This is a genomic window from Arthrobacter bambusae (assembly GCF_030812595.1).
GTDB classification, from domain to species: Bacteria; Actinomycetota; Actinomycetes; order Actinomycetales; family Micrococcaceae; genus Arthrobacter; species Arthrobacter bambusae_B.
In genome coordinates this window covers 129,728-146,250 of the sequence record NZ_JAUSSZ010000010.1, presented here as the reverse complement: position 1 = coordinate 146,250, position 16,523 = coordinate 129,728, and the positions used below count along the sequence as shown (strand labels likewise).

General features: G+C 58.4%; 13 protein-coding genes and 1 pseudogene. 4 read left to right on the top strand and 10 right to left on the bottom strand.

Annotation, left to right across the window (positions count from 1 at the left end):
* Positions 1 to 121 precede the first annotated feature (121 nt).
* A complete protein-coding gene (locus J2S96_RS14650) occupies positions 122 to 616 on the bottom strand; it encodes a MarR family winged helix-turn-helix transcriptional regulator (protein WP_306864950.1) in 495 nt (164 codons plus the stop codon).
* A 149-nt stretch (positions 617 to 765) separates the two neighbouring features.
* On the bottom strand, positions 766 to 1,290 hold the full coding sequence (locus J2S96_RS14645; protein WP_306864948.1) for an AAA family ATPase: 525 nt from the start codon (positions 1,288 to 1,290) through the stop codon (positions 766 to 768).
* Positions 1,291 to 1,650: 360 nt separating this feature from the next.
* Between J2S96_RS14645 and J2S96_RS14640 the strand changes: the two genes are divergently transcribed.
* The 4 genes and pseudogenes from J2S96_RS14640 (at position 1,651) to J2S96_RS14625 (ending at position 6,369) form a co-directional block, all read left to right on the top strand.
* Positions 1,651 to 2,082: a hypothetical protein gene (locus J2S96_RS14640; protein WP_306864943.1), complete on the top strand. Its 432-nt coding sequence runs from the start codon at positions 1,651 to 1,653 to the stop codon at positions 2,080 to 2,082.
* A 586-nt stretch (positions 2,083 to 2,668) separates the two neighbouring features.
* Positions 2,669 to 3,042: pseudogene (locus tag J2S96_RS14635) on the top strand (IS3 family transposase); the annotation flags it as partial.
* A gap of 205 nt (positions 3,043 to 3,247) precedes the next feature.
* The gene (locus tag J2S96_RS14630; RefSeq protein WP_306864940.1) at positions 3,248 to 3,637 is read left to right on the top strand and encodes a toll/interleukin-1 receptor domain-containing protein; all 390 of its coding nucleotides are present in this window, start codon (positions 3,248 to 3,250) and stop codon (positions 3,635 to 3,637) included.
* Positions 3,634 to 6,369: an ATP-binding protein gene (locus J2S96_RS14625; RefSeq protein WP_306864937.1), complete on the top strand. Its 2,736-nt coding sequence runs from the start codon at positions 3,634 to 3,636 to the stop codon at positions 6,367 to 6,369. Before J2S96_RS14630 ends, J2S96_RS14625 begins: the two co-directional genes overlap by 4 nt.
* 787 nt (positions 6,370 to 7,156) lie before the next feature.
* Here the strand turns inward: J2S96_RS14625 and J2S96_RS14620 are convergent.
* The 8 genes from J2S96_RS14620 to J2S96_RS14585 all read right to left on the bottom strand — a co-directional run bounded on the left by J2S96_RS14620 (position 7,157) and on the right by J2S96_RS14585 (position 16,502).
* Entirely contained in the window at positions 7,157 to 7,420 is a 264-nt protein-coding gene (locus J2S96_RS14620; RefSeq protein ID WP_306864934.1) for a hypothetical protein, read from the bottom strand.
* Positions 7,421 to 8,401: 981 nt separating this feature from the next.
* On the bottom strand, positions 8,402 to 9,169 hold the full coding sequence (locus J2S96_RS14615) for a hypothetical protein (protein WP_306864931.1): 768 nt from the start codon (positions 9,167 to 9,169) through the stop codon (positions 8,402 to 8,404).
* Between the two features lie 9 nt (positions 9,170 to 9,178).
* Positions 9,179 to 9,871 carry a hypothetical protein gene (locus J2S96_RS14610; RefSeq protein WP_306864929.1) on the bottom strand — a complete coding sequence of 231 codons (693 nt, stop codon included), beginning with the start codon at positions 9,869 to 9,871 and terminating at the stop codon, positions 9,179 to 9,181.
* A complete protein-coding gene (locus J2S96_RS14605; protein ID WP_306864927.1) occupies positions 9,868 to 10,680 on the bottom strand; it encodes a TIGR04255 family protein in 813 nt (270 codons plus the stop codon). Before J2S96_RS14605 ends, J2S96_RS14610 begins: the two co-directional genes overlap by 4 nt.
* Before the next feature lie 490 nt (positions 10,681 to 11,170).
* Complete coding sequence (locus tag J2S96_RS14600) at positions 11,171 to 12,172, bottom strand: hypothetical protein (protein ID WP_306864925.1); 1,002 nt, start codon at positions 12,170 to 12,172, stop codon at positions 11,171 to 11,173.
* 1,404 nt (positions 12,173 to 13,576) lie between these two features.
* Positions 13,577 to 13,984 (bottom strand): hypothetical protein, encoded by a 408-nt coding sequence (locus J2S96_RS14595; protein ID WP_306864922.1) that lies wholly within the window; start codon positions 13,982 to 13,984, stop codon positions 13,577 to 13,579.
* Between the two features lie 583 nt (positions 13,985 to 14,567).
* Positions 14,568 to 15,467: a hypothetical protein gene (locus J2S96_RS14590; RefSeq protein WP_306864920.1), complete on the bottom strand. Its 900-nt coding sequence runs from the start codon at positions 15,465 to 15,467 to the stop codon at positions 14,568 to 14,570.
* Between the two features lie 9 nt (positions 15,468 to 15,476).
* Positions 15,477 to 16,502, bottom strand: coding sequence for an SPFH domain-containing protein (locus J2S96_RS14585; protein WP_306864918.1), 1,026 nt, complete (start codon positions 16,500 to 16,502; stop codon positions 15,477 to 15,479).
* Between the last annotated feature and the right edge of the window lie 21 nt (positions 16,503 to 16,523).

Genomic DNA, 16,523 nt, shown 5'->3' with positions numbered 1-16,523 from the left:
GATGAACTATTTATAAGGGACCTTACTAAGATTGTCCAGCCGCGGGCGGGGTCCAGCCGCGGGCCGGGTCCAGCCGCGGGCCGGGTCCAGCCGCGGGCGGGGACCAGCCGCGGGCGGGGGACTATTCGTCGATCGTGTCGACGGCGGTTTGCATGCGTCGCAGAAAGTCGATGATGACCTTGGTTTCCCCGGCGTCAAAGGAACGCGCAACGTCAATCATCCGCGAGTGCATTCCGCCGAGCGTGCTGCGCACCTCCTGGTCGGATCCAGGGGTCGGGCGGAGAATCAGGGCCCGGCGGTCACTGGGATGCGGCTCGCGGCGGACATTTCCGGACGCCACCAGGCGGTCTATCAATGCCGTCGTGGATGCGGACGTCACTCCTAGCCAGGCGGCCAGCTCCTTGGGGCTAACTGAGCGCCCCTGGTGTTCGGCTTCGAGCAAGTACCGAAGCGCCAGTAGGTCCGTCTCTCCCATCCCCATGGAGGTGCGGGTCCTTCGTCGCATCGCAGCTTCCGACGCGCGGTAATCCCGCAGGGCGTTCAGCAGGTCAATCGGACCAGGGTCGGCTCCGTCGGACCCGTACCAATAACCGCCGCGAACCTTCCGCGCATCCATCCCCACGTCATTCCCTCTAAGCAGATAGCTTGATCGTCTAACTAATTCATCGTACGACAAGTCTTCTGCGGTCGTGTTGCCATACGGGCACGGATGACGGTCAAGCACGGACTCGCACCTACAGCGTGAACACCTCGTGCAGCGTACTCTCAGCGACCAAGCACTGAGTCCGCGATCTGTTGCGCGGCTTGGTCTGGTGTGATGTCTGTGGTGTCGATGACTTCGGCTTCGTTGTGCAGCCAGGTGCGGGCTGCCTCAGCGTATGGCTCCAAGTACGCAAGGCGGAACGTCGAGGGACCGAGATCTTTGTCGTTCTGTATGCGCTCGCGAAGCGTGCCCTGGTCGGCGTGGAGCACGAAGTGCTGGATCGGGATGCCGTGCCCGGCGAGACCATTGCTGATTTCCCGCCAGTAGCTCTCGACCAGGATAGTCATTGGCATCACGAGGGTGCCTCCGGTGTACTCAAGCACGCGTCGGGCGGTTTCGACGACGAGCGGCCGCCACGGGTCCCAGTGCTGGAAGTTGTCCGTTGCGGGAAGTCCGGGCCTAATGTCCATGAGCACCTCCCCGACCTTCTCGGCGTCGAGGACTTGCGCGTCGGTCAGCAGTTGCTGCAAGAGCACGCTCGTCGTCGTTTTTCCTGCGCCGTGGGTGCCGTTGAGCCATACGATCATGGGCTGAACTCTAGTGCCACGGGGTGTCCTTGGGGTGGCACCCAGATGGCCGGTCACTTGCCGGGGACCACCAAGGCCGGGAAGGGGGAGATGGCTCAGCTAGTGCATGCGAGTGCGAGACTTCCTGCCGAGTCAGCCGTCCTCCAAGACGAGAAGCCGTCCCGTAGAACTTTTCAACTATCCCAATAGTTGAAAAAATCATGCCCGGATTCTTTCAACTAGTCCCGAACATGAAAGCCGTCTGCGCGCCACTTTCCTCGCCAACAATCCTTTTTAGGTGCAGTCGGGACCGTCAGCGCTTGACGAGGGCCGAACCAACCCTGCAGCCAAGGAAGCGTCCCGACTCTTGACCCTTGTCTGATGTCAAGCTACCTTGACCGCATGGGAGATGACGGCGTGTCGGTGGAGCAAGCGCTCAGCAGTGGTGACGTGCATGAGTTGCTTACCGTGTGGGAAGACTTCAATCGCGGCGAAACCTGGCGCGAAGCCTCAGCCATCGGAGGTGACGAGGCACGGGAGGCAGCAGCACACTTCCTTGCGGAGGTCAGAGAAGTTGCAGCGTTGCAGGCGCTACGGGCGAACGCGAGGGCCGTCGAGCTGCTCACGGCCAGGCGCTGGTACGTGATGAAATCGGCGCGTGAGGCCGGCGCGACATGGGCCCAGATTGGCGAAGCTTTGGGGATTACCAAACAAGCCGCCTATGACTTCTACCGGCGCAAGATCGAGGAACAGGAGAACCATCTGCCGGACCGCCATGACACGTCAGCGGCGCGAGCAGTTCTGGAAGACTAAACGGGCGGCCTCGAAGAGGTGGGTGTGATTCTTCGAAATCTGCACCATAAATGCACCACGAAGCTCCCGAGAATGCAGAAAACCCCCGGCTTCCCGGGGGTTTTCATTGGCGGTGACGGTGGGATTTGAAACCTCTCCGGCGCCTTTGAGGGTAAGGAAAACCTCTAGAGTGCGGGGATTTTCATCACCTGAACTCACACTATTTCACACTGAATGTGGGCAAAATGTGGGCAAAATGTGGGCGGTCCGAATCGGCTGGTCGGCCACACGTCATGTCCAGGATCCCACCAGACGATGCTGAATTCGTTGCCTACGCGAAACCCGAGGAGCCGTTGCTGATCGGTGACTTTCAGCCGAGAGTGGTCGTCTCTTCCACCAAACTGTTCCGCAAGCCTGGGCGTCGCAAGCTTGTTGGACATTTCGCCATGTCGTAATCGGCCAACGCGCCAGTGCGCTTAGCGTCTTGGACCGTTAGGTTTTCATAGTGTTTCAACTTTTTGAGCAACTGGATGTAGTCCGGCTTGGCGTTTTTGCTCAGCGGCCACTTGCTCCATGGTCGATATCGCCAAACCGAAACCTAAGGTGAAAATCCTCATTGGCGGTCGCGGCGCTGGAGAACGCAGTGCGGGCCCGCCGCCCGGCAGGCACCGTGGTGCACTCGGACCGCGGCGCCCAGTTCCGGTCGCGCCGCTTCGTCGATCCCTCCGGCACCACGGGGCTCACAGGATCAATGGGCAGGGTCGGTGCGTGCGCGGACGACGCCGCGATGGAATCGTTCTTCTCGCTGCTGCAGAAGACGTCCTGGACCGTCAGCGGTGGACCACCCGGCAGGACCTTCCGCTGGCCATCACGACCTGGATCGAGCGGACGTACCACCGCCGGCGACGGCAAAGACGGTTGGGAAAACTCACGCCAATCGAATATGAAACAATCAAACGGACCGCGCTCACAGCGGCCTAAGACCCGAGTCAACAAAAGCCGGGCAGTCCCCTTTCCCTCGTGGGCAGTACGGGTTCGACGACATCCTGCGCTTAGTCAACGGCAACTGTATATAGTTACGCCATCTAGGATGCGAGTTGGGTTAGGTTCTGTCTCCCCAGCTTTCAAACTAGGTGCAATGCCCAAGCACGTGTACCGTGCGCCCGCAATCGAGTTGGAGTGACGTATGCAAAAGATTTTCATTAGTCATAGGACCTCCGACATGGCGCACGTGAAGCGTCTTGCCGCAGACCTTCGGGCGTTGAAGCTACAAGTATGGCTCGACGACGACGAGATTAGGCCAGGCGACTCTATAGTCGGTCGCATGAACGAAGGCCTGGAAGGTGCAGCTTATCTAGTTCTCTGCTACTCGAAGGACAGTTTGGATAGCCCATGGGCCAGCCGCGAGTGGATGTCAGCCCTGGCGCGCCAGATGAACGATGCGGGCATCAAAATAATTCCGGTTCGTTTCCCGAGTAGCGCACCTCCAGCAATTTTGGCTGATATAAAGTACGCAGACTTCTCTGCCGATTGGGAAACTGGGCTCCGTGATTTGACTCGAGTTTTGATGTCGTGAGAGTCTATCTACTCTTCGCCGAGAATGAGCACGAGGCATTGCTTCCAATCATATCTAGGCTAAAAGAAGCGGGTTATGAACCCGTGCACCCTGGCACAGTCCTTGTTGGTCAGTCTATAGTCGGCGAAGCGCAACAGGTGCGCGCCTCGGGAATTCCTATAATCCTATTTGCGACCGCAAAAACCATGGGTTCAGAATGGACCGCGAAGTTAGTAAACGCAGCGAACTCCAGCGGTGAAAATCGGATTTTGGTTCTGAAAGTCGACCGTGACGCCCTCGTCTCACATCTGACATTCGGCGAGAGAATCGCCGATTACTCTCTGCATCCTAAAGAAGCGTTGGACTATATTCTTACAGCGTTACAGGAACGCTATGGAACCCCGCCAGTTACGACAGCTGTAGACGACCACCACGCAGCATCGTTAGATGAAGAAGTCGGTTATCTCGATACGTCTATGGAAAGCGCGGATATCGATTCGCGCGCGATAGAAGACTTTCGCGGATTACTACGTGAGGAACTCGAAGACCTGCGTAATCCGACGCTTAGCTCAACGGAGTTTATGTCGCGACTGTTGCTACTCAGAAAGGGAAACCCGACAAAGGCGGCCGCATTACTCTTCGCGCATTCCCCGCAATCTGTTGTCCCCTCGGCACTTGTTCAATGTGTTCAATATTTTGGGGTCTCAAAGGAGTCGGACCAGGACTCGGTGTTGCTCAGCGGTACAATTCAAAAACAGCTCGAAGCTTCCTTCAGGTTCGTGGCCTCGCGAATAGGAAAAAGAGATCGACCTACACCAAACGAGCCTCGCGCAGTTAGCCGGTTCGATTACCCAATGGTGTGCGTTCGAGAAATTCTTGCAAATGCGGTAGTTCACCGAGATTACTCCGATAGGGCCCGCAAAGTGCATGTTAGGCTTTACTCTAATCGACTCGAAATATCCAGCCCGGGAAGTTGGGCCACTGTGAAATCTACAGAAACAGAGCATCCGGGCTTAGGAGGTCTTGTCGGAGAGTCTGTGAGCCGGAACCCCAGTTTGGCCCATGCAATGTCGCTGGCGCGATACCTGGAATCCGAGGGGTCCGGCATTCCGAAGGCAATCAATGATGCATCCCAAAGTGGCGCCGCTGAACCATCCGTGCGGTTCGTGGACGGCTTTACCACCGTTACTATTTGGCCTAACAAATTAGATTTAGCATCTATAGAGCGGCTTGTTGCGTCCACGCGATCGGACTTGAGGCACCGTGGATTCGACTGGGGAGGGGATGTGCCGCTTGACATTCTCATTGACACGCGCGTTAGCGAGCAAAGCGATCGGGGAGCGGGAAGCCGGCTGCGGAGCGCCCAAGATATCGTTTCTCTCGATACACAGTGCATTGTCGTCACGGGAGGCGCAGGGTCTGGCAAGACAACCTTCCTCAAGCAGGTAGGAAGACTGTTGGCCAAGGAGGCTAGCCACATCCCTATTTTTGTTCCCTTACGATCGCTGCGAGTTTCGTCCTCTTTCTTGAATGAATTCTTAGATGGGCTCGAGGAAAACTGGAATCGAGACCTCGATCTGGGTGTCGCGCCGGGATTTGCAGACGCTCTCTTGGCCTCTCGGAACATAACGTTCTTGTTGGACGGCCTGGACGAAGTAGGAGACCCGGCACACCGCCAACGAATTTTGGATCTCGTCGAAGCTCTGACCCAGAAGTACAGGGGAACCCGAGTCATTATGAGCACGAGAACGGTAGGTATGCCCGACCTGGCCAGCCCGACGGGAATGCGGCTTGTCTTGAATGTCGAACCATGGTCCCACAGTGATCTTTATGAGTTTGCCCAGAAATTTTTCGAACGTGCGGGCGAACCGAACGTCGGGGACAAGGCCGGAGGATTTATCAAGGCTATTGGACCTGGACTCCAGTCCCTCGCAGGAAATCCCATGCTGGCAACCCTGCTATTGGGAGGTTTTAGCCAAAGTGGCGTTGTAGCCGCCTCAGTTTACGAGCTTGCTCGGATGACGATCAGCTCGTTGGGGCAATGGGACCGACAACGCGGAATATCCAGCTCACCCCCGCCTCATCCCCACGCACAAAAGGTACTTCGTCATTTAGCGTTAACGAGTCTTGAGCAAGGCGTCAGTTGGAACCGGATGCCAGAGCCGTGGATTGAAGATACCCTACGGGGCCTCCAGGTAGATAAGGGAAGCGGCGCAGACGCCCTCTCTCTGTTCGAGGCGCTTGTCAAACGGCAAAACATTGTGCAGAACGCGGAAGCGAGCACGTCCGACACGCCTACTTATAGTTTCACGCATATTGTTTTCGCTGAGCTGCTTGCAGCTCAAGAGCTAGCACGACGAGCGGATAATGGAGCGTACCTCGTCCGATCGCTTCTACCCTTCAAAGAAAACCACGAGTTTCTCCAAATTTCGTACTTTGCCTCTGAGGAGTGGGCCCGTACACGCCACGATGGAGATGAAGATCTGTTCAACGCCCTACTTCTTGCGACACAACTGGAGCATACCGGTGACGATCGCCTCGCAGCAGCTGAAATTGTTAAGCACTTGGCCGATGCCCTTTGGGTGCTGAAGCCACCGAAGCCAGGTTGGCGCCAAGAGTTGACACGTTGGGTGCGCGATGCCGAAAAAGCGCATGATCCAAGGATGCGTTCGACCCTGTACAAGGTGACGCAAACACTAAACGCAGTCGCTCCGGCAGAGCACGGAGTCGACCGGCCGCCCGAACATGCTTGATCTTATAATCGGTTCATTCTTTGTGCGTGTGTCAACGGCAACTTGGAAATGACCGGTGGTGGCATGTTGGTTTGCCCCTTGGCGGCAGGTGTTTGACCGGTCGGGGCAAGTATTTTTGGACAGGGTCAGGCGCCCCGGGATTGCCGGGTTTCGGGGCGCCTGAGAAGGGTATTTCGGGGTGCCGCGCGCGCGTCAGAATAGTTCGAATTTCAATATAAATGACAGTTGCTTATGCCGGTCTCAGATCCCACCCTGACACTTGGCCGGAAGGAAACCCGCCATGATGTTGCCTTGACCAGTTTTCCATTCAGCAAGGCCTGTCCTACGGATGCCGTCCGGGGCCCTCTGGTTTTGGACCGCGGATCACGCCCCAGGACCTGGTGGCACGTTTCACGCATTCCATCGGGCAGGTTCTGCATCGGTGTACGGTGCGGTCGGAACGGGTGCTGCCCTCCCATATGGCGACTGGCGTTCGGTCCGACGTGGACGGACCCGCAGCAGCACCAGGACGAGACTGTCGGTCGATCCACACCAGCCGGAATAAAGTCAGGAACCCGCGGTTACTTGGTTGTGATTGAATGACCCGATCCGGGACTCTTTGAATTCGTCGAAGTTCTGGAACCGGCTAGCTGGGACAACCACCCGCCCTCTATCGTCGGAACGGCGGTTTCATGGAGACGGTTGGATCTGGACCCGAGGGCTCAAGATTTACACGTACATCTGCGCCATCACTGCCTTGTGGCGGTGTCCAGATCCCGCTCCCGCATGCGCAGCACGTCGTCTCTGGTCAGGAATGGCCTTTCTCCACTGTGCGTTCCTCGCTCAGGCGAATCCGCCTTGTTCTATCGCGTCCAAGGCAGCCAGGAGGGCCGCTGCCATCGAGGGCGAGAACGTCAACGGGCCGTGCCCCTCCAAGGAATGGCTCGGACCCTTGAAGCCACAGTAGGGCAGCCTCCGGAGTCATCAGGCTGAGCATTCTTGCCACCAGCGCAGGGTCATCCTGGCCGAGGGCAGTATCGATGGCGACTTCGACGTCTTCCACGGCGGTCATAGCGACCAGCGTAGACCCTGATCGCCGCTTCGATGAGTGGCCCTTGCCGGGGAAGGCACCTGGGTCATTGCCCACGTTCTGGGGATTTGCCAGGCATCGCTGAATGCCCTAGTGAGGTGACGGTACATTCAATGGAGCGAGACGTCGAGAACTCGGCGGTAGCTCGACTGCTGCGGGCTTGGCCGCCCGTCGCGCGTTTGTCGGTGACGGTCGAAAACTGAGCCATTGTGGCGCCAAGCCTACGAAATGGCTCACTTTTCGACCATCGCTGACAGCGTTGGCCAATCTTCCTGCAGAAGGCAGCCATCACGAAGCCGTTGTGGTGCCGGCGCTGGTCTCCGATCGGCGTAGCGGGGAAATCCGGAGGCGGCTAATATCTGGTGGAGAGGGGCGGGCCAGCGGCCAAACCGATCGACCCCTCCGATATGGGAGCGTCTCTCGCCCTAAGTGTTCAAGCAGCTTGATCACCAGGGGCGTCAGGGCCGAGATAAGCACCGTACAGGTTCCTAGCCAGCGGCGGGCTTTCTCGGCCTTTCCAACGCCATCACCGAAACCCTCAAGCATCTTGGTTGTGGAATCCTCATGAGGAAGGCCATGATGGTGGTGTTCACCGGGTGCCGGGGATCGAAAAGACAAAATCGCTCTCCGGGTCGGGCACTGCATTCCTCCGGCCTTCCCAATACCTGAGGCCGGTCAATAGTTCCGCGAGCTGGTCGGCGTTACCCTGATGCGTAGGCATGCGTCACCCCGCGCGGACACTGAACTATTTGCCGGCGTCGACGGGGGACTTGGGAGCACGGTTTGCTTCGGCAGGGGATTCAGCCTGAAGTAGCTTGAGTTCGTCCTCGATAACACGACGGGCCATATACCGAAGCACTGGGGAGATCCTTCTGCACCCACGGACGTCCTCGATACTATCCGCCACCTTGACGCCATCCTTACCTTGCGACAGGTGTGGCAATGCGAAAAGCGACTTTGTCCTTAATCGTCTTCCGCGCTCAAGCATGTTCCGGGCTGGTTAGTCTCGCAAAGCTGGCGAAGGTAGCGGACAGCGTCCTCGTGGACCCCGTCGTCTTCTGAATACAGACCTGAACGCAGCAAGTCTTCGTCGTTCTGCCCCTCGGGCCACGCCGCATTTAGTATTTTTTGAAACTCGCTTTCTACAGCGAAAACTTGCTTTTCGCTCAGTTCACCAAGGCGCTTCCAGGCGGACATGGTCCATTCGCTCTGAAGTTCGATTTCCGACTGCACCCGCGCTGTGGACCGTGCAATAACCCCTGTAGGGATAGCCTTCCGTGTCAGATGGTAAATGATCCGATGGAGCATGTGTGATCTACCATCCTGACTAAAAGACGCCACTCGTTTGGCGCGCTCAAGCAGCTCACTCGGAACTGCGCCCATGGCCATAAGGTCCGCTTCAAACGCATCACTCTGGGTGCCCGAAAAGTCCGGAAGTGGGATTACGGAATAAGCTCGATTCCATCTGCCGGCTTCATCCAAGGGCTTCCGTGAACTCTTGGGTTTGACATGCAAAACGGTAGCCCGCTCCACAAGGCCTCCCCCCTTTCCGCGCATTGTGCAGGGGTGAAGGAACAGCATCACATGTCCTGTCTCACTCCTCCCTGTAAGTGAGGTGAGATCCACATCGGCGAAAACGTCGCCCTGGTTATGGGGAAGCCAAAGCGGAACTTCCGTGCCGCGGTAGTCGTAGAGTTCGTCGGCAAGGGGAAGGTCTTCCAGTTGTTCCAATCGCGGTGCCTATTCTTTTTTTGAAATGATGCCATAGCTGCCGTCATCGAAACGTGCAACTTCATAGCCGCGGGCGTCATACTTTTCTTGCCACCCCGCAACGAGTGTGTCGAGAACGTCTCGAGCAGATTGCCCGTTCTTGGCTAGATCGAGAAGCGTAGATGTGTTGGACTCGTTGTAGAGGTGCTTTGGGGCGGCGGTGTAGCCAACGAGCATTGGAGTCGACAACCAGGAGGCTGGGCGAATTCCCTGCTCAGACAAAAGGTCCACGAAGGCGCAGAGATGTGCCAGCTTCGCAAGATTTTCGGGGTTTACCCCACCGTTCATCCGCCACTTGCGGATCGCAGGAACGCTAACGCCAAGCATCTTGGCGATGTCAACCCAAGCCATCGCATAGTCGACCGCGAGTTTTTGTAGGAGATCCTTGCCGTCGCCGACGTTGTAGCCCTGGGCTCGCGATTCAATTTGGTCCGCGTATTGAATAGCGATTTGGTCAGTGGCATGAGATTCCTGACGTCGAAGACCGCTTGTCTGAAGTTCGGTTTCACCGATCCAGATGCGGGTGAACGTACGGTCCTCTACCCAGTCCTTGTCTAGGTAACCCGAACTGGTTGAGTCAGTGCCGGTCTGACCATTTGTTTTGGAGTACTTCGCATCGAGAAGACCGGAAGCAGTTTGTTCCCGCCAAATCGTAGTAGTCATTGCATTCCTCTAAAGAGCCTGCGTGCTTCGTCGGTTAGAGCAGCTGAAAAAACACGGTGCGCCGGTTGGTGAAGATCATCGTAGTTCGAGAGAAGTCCGTCTGCGTTTAGAGACTCGGGAGATGCTGGAGCCCGCGAAACGTCCACATCGAGCACGAACATGTGCTCAGGGGCTGACTCTCGATGAAATGGGTGACCTGGCCCGATAACACCCGACCCAAAGAAAGGGCCCAGGTTGAGAACAACTTGCCTTTCTTTAGGTAGAAGGTAGTGCCAGGTCGACCTCATGCCTTTGGCCGCTCCCTCCACCTCGTCTGCAAGAAGCCTTGTCCCCCCGAGAAGTTCCGGAGTAATCCACTTTGCCCATCCACTAACGTCGGACGGCGGAACGGGCACCCGAATTTCGTCCAAGTAACGTAGTCCAGTACGAGTGGTGTATAAATTGGGTACTGCAGCGCACAGCGCGCGTACAGAGTCTTCTATAAGCGGGCGTAGGGATTTGTCATAGTGGCCATATGCCTGTCCGGACATAGCTATGGTGATGGTTTCGGCCGAGATCGCAATCGTGGTTTGGCCGTCGACCGCAGTAGCCTCTAGGACATCCATTGTTTGTTTGCCATGGACCGGCTCAGTTCCTCCGATCTCGATCGTGTGGGCTTCCTGAATGTTACGTCTCAGCACTGGGACGTAGCCGCTCAGTCGCTCCAGGACCTGCGCCTGGACGTTGCGATTTTCGAGTGTTGGGGAGTATCCGAACCTGATCTCCGCTACAACCATTGCCAATGGTGCTCTTGGAAATATCTCGCTCATATGGGGCTGTTCTTTCCTCTATAACTTCGAGTGTAACTACAACTGTAACCTCCACTGATGCTTCTGAGTACCGCTCTCGCTGGCTACGCTTCGAGAAAGCCGATGTGCTCGGGTTCTGTTCGGGCCCGCGGATGGAGGAAGCGCATGCTGGCCCTCTTCCGCCCAGTCACAGTGCAACTGCCAGAACTTTGCGCTTCTAATGTCGCAAGGTCTGTTTGCGAGCCAAGGAAGTCGAGGACGCCCCGACCTTCTGTTTCCACTTAGCCGTTACGAGGAAGAATGGGAGGCCTACTCGGAGGACATTACTAAGTGCGATGCGCCGCCAGCGGACTTGCAAGGCAACCGGCGTGCGCATCGTACGGTCCGCGAATTTCTCAGCGTGATCTCACCACGCCCCCGAAGTGGAGCGGCCTTGCTAGATGGGTTCATGGCAATCCGGCGCACCTGCCGATTAGAACCCAGAGGCCCTCGGACAAGCGAAGCAGTCTAATTACCGAGCCAAGATGAGGAGCACTCCACGGTTAGTAACCAACGCGCCCATTCGTGAGTCCGCAGCAATGGCCCGCGAGAACTCAGATTTGAAGGTGGAAGGACTGCAGCGGTCAAGCCTCAACGGCTTCAGGCGTTCAGGAACCATGGCAAGCAGAGCCTGCAGCTGGGTGCGCGCATGCTGCTCGTCCAGCCGGCTCCGGCCCAGAAGATCAGGAAGCGCTCCAGCCAGAATGGATTGGGCCACCGAAGCATGGAAGTTGAAGTCGTCGTCTTCACGGTGCAAACCTCCAAGCAAAGGAAGATCGTGCTGGTAGGGGGCGAGAATGTCGTGGAGCTGTTGATAAGAGGCTTCAAAACTGGCAATCAGCCAAAGCTCGCTGTCCGACTCCAGCAACGAGGTCCTGAGATCGCTCAACTCGGGAGGGTTTATCGACCACCGCGGCAACAAGCTCAACTTGGCCTCGATCTCCCGAGAGTGCTTGTTCTCGACTTGAAATCCGTCGATAGGTCTCGCCGTCTGCCAGGTGTCTTCCGGCCCCGCTTCCAGAAAGTCGTAGACGGTTTCCCCCGCATGGAAAAAGTCGTATACGGCGCAAACTATTCGCCGGACACGCATCCTCGGTGAAATTTCGCTTAGGACGCCCGGCACGCAGGAACCAAGGGATCCAAGCTCGGCCAGAATCCGTTCCAATGTGCTGATAAGAGCATCTACATCGTGAAAAGGATCCGCCGCGTGTTTGTCCTTGTTTGCGCTGCGCCGGATTTGGTGGAGTTCGTACGCTCCAGCGGCCCATCCTGCGTCATGCAACACGTTGAGGACCTCATACAGCGACTTACCTGCCCAGCTAGGATCCGAACTTTTCAATGATCGCTCCCATAGGGCTGCGGCATCTCGCACTACGTCGCCGAGTTCGTCCTGGTCATAGCCTCGGAGCTGCAGATCCTTTGCAGACGAGAGACTCCTGGCAGTCCCATTCTCAACGTGATCAATGATGCGCACGCAAACGAGTATGCCCGGTTAAACTTCTACGCGAAATTTTTGCTGGGGGACGGGAAGTCTTCCGCCTACTTCCACTTCCGTACTCTGAACAGCCGGTAATGGACCTTTCGTGAACTTGACGCTCCTGCGAAGTTTCAGGTCGACCTCGGTGACAGCCTATGGTCGTAGGTTTTCGGTGTCGTTCTGATAAGGGATCCCACCGCGAGGCATAGGGGCAGGAGTGCAGCTTGAGGACTAGTTCGTGAGGAAGACAGAGCGACGACGGAGGGCCGAGCGAAGCGTTGGATTGAGTGGCGCAAAGCGCCCTGGTCGCACGAAGGGCCCGTCCAGCGACGATGGACTATCAGAATGACAAGCGGAGACGATTCTTCTACTCGCGCATGACCGAGTCGCGGCAGAGGGCCTCAGCCCAAATTTCCGAGGGAAGGGCCGGAAAGCCCGCCCGCTCGCTAGGAACTTGTGCGGTGCTTATCTCGGCCCTGCTGCCCTTAGTGCTGATCGTGATTGAGAATTACTGGCGTTGTGACGCTTCCACATCCGAGGGGTCGATCGGTTTGGCCGCTGGTCGGTCCCCCTGCTGTCAGATGTTATACGGAACGCATCTCCCGGCCAAGCGTAGGCCTGACCTGAAGACCTTCATTTGATGGGTCGGTCCGGCACTATAACCAAAAGTGCGTTCGCGTACTTCTGGTTATAGAAACCCGTAACCTGCCTCGGGCGAGGCAACTATCAGTACGAGATGCCGAGGTAGGTTTTGGATCCCGCCGGACGTTCCCCACTCGACAACGCTGCCCTCGAAGATGACCGACCGGCCACAGCCAGGTTAATCCCGGAGGGCACGTCGCCTGACGTCGCCGACAAAAAGCCTGGAAGGATGCTCGAGGATTCGGTTTTGCTTCCTCGAGAGGAAGCATCAACTCCGCGTGGTACTGGCCCTCGGTCGCACCTGGAGTCATCTAGTTCTGTGGCAACCGCGGTCGCTCTGATCTAGGGCGATAGACGATCGGAGGTCGATCACCCCTGGTCACAAGGAACAATTGCTCCTGGCTTGGGTTCAATCCCGGCTCATGGGTCAGCTTCATGTTTGTGTCGTCGCATTCGCTCGGACAATTGGAGCTTCCGCGGCCCGTGAGGACTCGCACTTGGGACGGTGCTAGCCGGGTCGACCAGTGATTCTTGTTGGAGTTGCTTTCTAAGCCGAGGTCCCGTGACGGGTCATGTTCCGGTTTCACCGGTCTGAGGACCAGTTGTCCTGTGGGTTCGACGGCGATGAGAACTTGATGCCTGTTGGCCAAGGCTGAGCCAATCCGACACGATGCAAGACCGGGCCCGAGTTGGGAAGCCAACATAACGCGAGTTGGCACGTGATCGACATCTCGACAAGGCAACGCTTGACGGGTCGGGTTACATGGTTTCCAGATCCCGGGGGTGGATCCAGACGCCTAGGCGGGAGAACTCGACCGGGGTGCCGGACTTGATTCTGGCCAGCCACCGATCGGTGGCGTTCGGCCGGATCGTGACAACCCATTCTTCGTCTAGTGGCATCGGTTGGGTCCAGGGAGGTTTGGGGATTCCCAGGCGTTCGCATTCGCGGCCGACGAGCGCGGCGAGCAGTGTGTCCCATCGTAGGGATCCGGTGGAGTGTGGGGGTATGAGGAAGTCCTCGTAATTCGCGGGTGATGTCTGGCGGAAGTCGTCGATGGCGGTGACCATGATTCGGAAGGCGAAATCTATGTCTCCGTTCGCCAGTTCACGGCTGATGATCTCGGCGGTTCTTCGCGAGCTCAGCCGGTGTTCGTCCGTCATGGCCATGATCAGACCATAACCAAGACCGGGCGCTGTCTGGAGTGCACGTCTCTAGCCGCGGCGGTTGTTGGCGCGGCACTAGCTGGCTGGGGACGGCCGGTCGTTCGCATGGGGCATTCTTACGGGGTTTGGTCCGATGTGGTCTCGGGCTCCGGACCAAGGGGGCGATCTGTATGGGTCCGAGGTCATTTGTCGTCTCGTCGGTGGTATTCTTCACGTCGCGTTCATAGTCCGCGTCGAGGATGGCCCGGATGCGAAGGACCTCGTCCCTGGTCAGGATGCGTTTCTTCTCCGCTGGGCTGCCGCTCTTTGTCGAATGATCCGAAGCGGTGGCAATTGGTGTCGTCAGATATCCGGTCCGAGGAGAGAGTCAACGTTTCGCTGCGTTTATCCTGGTGCGGCTATGTCAGTGCCGTGGGCCGATACGTAGCTGTCGCTGTTTGACCTTTTATACATCTTTATACCTTTTATATCTTTTTTACTTCCCGGTCCTGACCGGCCGTGAAAATGCCAGCCTCATGGCCAGATACGCGGCGGAGGAGGTCTCGGGCTAGCCAAAGAAGTGCGCCGTCCGGGTTGCCTCCGTTTGTTACGTCACGAGCTTGAGTGGTCGTTCGCCTAGGTGGACGGTGATTTCCTGGCCCCAGGATGCGGTGAGGTGGTCTTCTTCCATGCCGTCTCCGAAGACCACGAGTTGATCGGAGGTCACGGTGATCCCGAGTTGTTCTCCCGGGTCCAGGGTGCCTTCGGTCAGGGTGGCTCCGGTGGTGGGGGATGGCCAGGCTTCCCGGACGAACCATGCGAGCCGGGGGTCGGCCGGTGTGGGTAGGTTGCGTCCTCCGCGTTCGAGGGCGATGGATGCGCACCAGCCAGTTGCGCCGGTTCCGGTGGAAACGATAAGTCCCGAGGAGGATTGGCGTTCCGTCTGCCCGTCCGGGGTTGTGAGACGGTAACGGGCTGATTGGTGGGAGGAGTGCCCGATGAAGACTTCGTTGAGTCCGGAAAGTTCCTGTCCGTCATCGAGACGTGCGGTCACGGTGGACAGTTCCTGGCAGGATAGCCGTTCCGCGGGCCGGTCGGGTGCGGCGGCCTGTAGCAGTTTGGCGGCTGTGTCGGGGCTGTGCCGGACGAGCACTCCTGGGTTGACGCCGGGCTCCGGGTTGATTCCGAGGACGGGCTGGCTGGTGAGGTATTTGGCGGTGTTGGCCACGAGGCCGTCTTGACCGACGACGGCGATGACGTCCTCGGGGGTGAAGAGGAAGCGGTTGAGGTCGGCGCGTTCGACGTCTGCGTGGCGCCATTCGGCCGGTACTGCGGCGTGGATGGTTGTCAGGGCCGTCGTGAGGCGGTCGTGGTGGTATTGGACTTCCTGGATGGTGCGGCCCCGGGTGCGGAGGAAGAATTCTGCTTGGCCGCGGGTGGCGTGCCGGTCCAGGAGTTCCTGGAGTTCGGTGCGGCGGTGGACGATGACGAGGCGGGAGTTTGCCATGGCGGGGTCCTATTCCTCAATGCTGCCGGCGGGCTCCCGGAGCAGTCCTGCGAGTGCGCCGCTGAGGAGGTCCGGGGTGATGGTGAGGTTGCCGATGTTGGGCAGTGATCCGGCGGCTTCCCGCAGGGCCAGTGCCAGCAGGGTGGTGTGTTCCACGCCTTGGTAGACCTCCATGGTGGCGGCCTCGCGTGCGGCGTTTGCCTCCCCGACGAGTCGGATGTGGTTGGCTTCGGCGGTGGTGGTGATGCCTTGGCGTTCTGCGGAGGCTTGTGCCTGGATCAGTGCTGCGGCGGCTTTTTCTTCGGCTTCGCGTCGTGCGTTGGCGCCTTCCTGTGCGACGAGGTGTTCGCGTCGGGTGGCCAGCTCGATCTGGCTTGCCATTTCGTTTTCGGAGATGGTGCGTTCGCGTTCGACGGCGACGGCCCGGCGTTCGTAGACGGCACGGTCTGCCTCGGCCTGGAGTTGTTCCCGGACCGGGGTCTGCAAGGCGCGTTCGACGTCGGACTCCGGCCGGACTGCCAGGACCTGCACCCCGAGGATCTCGATGCCCGTGGACAGCAGCCGCGGGTCCGCGCGCAGGGCTTCGGTGAGGACGGTGCGGAGCTGGCTGACGCCGCGTTCGAGAGCTTCGGCGAGGGTGGTGGTGGCGATTTGGTCGATCGCGTGGCTCTGGCACAGCTGTCCGATGATCGTGGCGACCTGTTCCTTCCCGGTTGCGGGCGCGGAACCTGCCCCGGTGCCGGCCGGTTGGAGCCCGAAGTCGAGCCTGGCGGACACGGTCACGGGGTCGATGAAGCGGTAGGTCACGTTGGCCTGGACGCTCACGTTCTGGTGGTCGCGGGTGATGGCGTGGAAGAGCGTGGGCAGTTCCTGGTCATCCACGGGGACCTCGCTGAGCACCGAGTTCACCGGCCGGTACCAGAACGCCTGGCCCACGCCCTGGTGCCTGACATTGCCTTTTTGCAGGTGCACGACGTAGCCGGTGGGGCTTCCCAGAAAGTGGTTGATCCAGGGGTAGCGCTTGATGTTGGCCATGGGATTCTCCTAAGTCGAGCC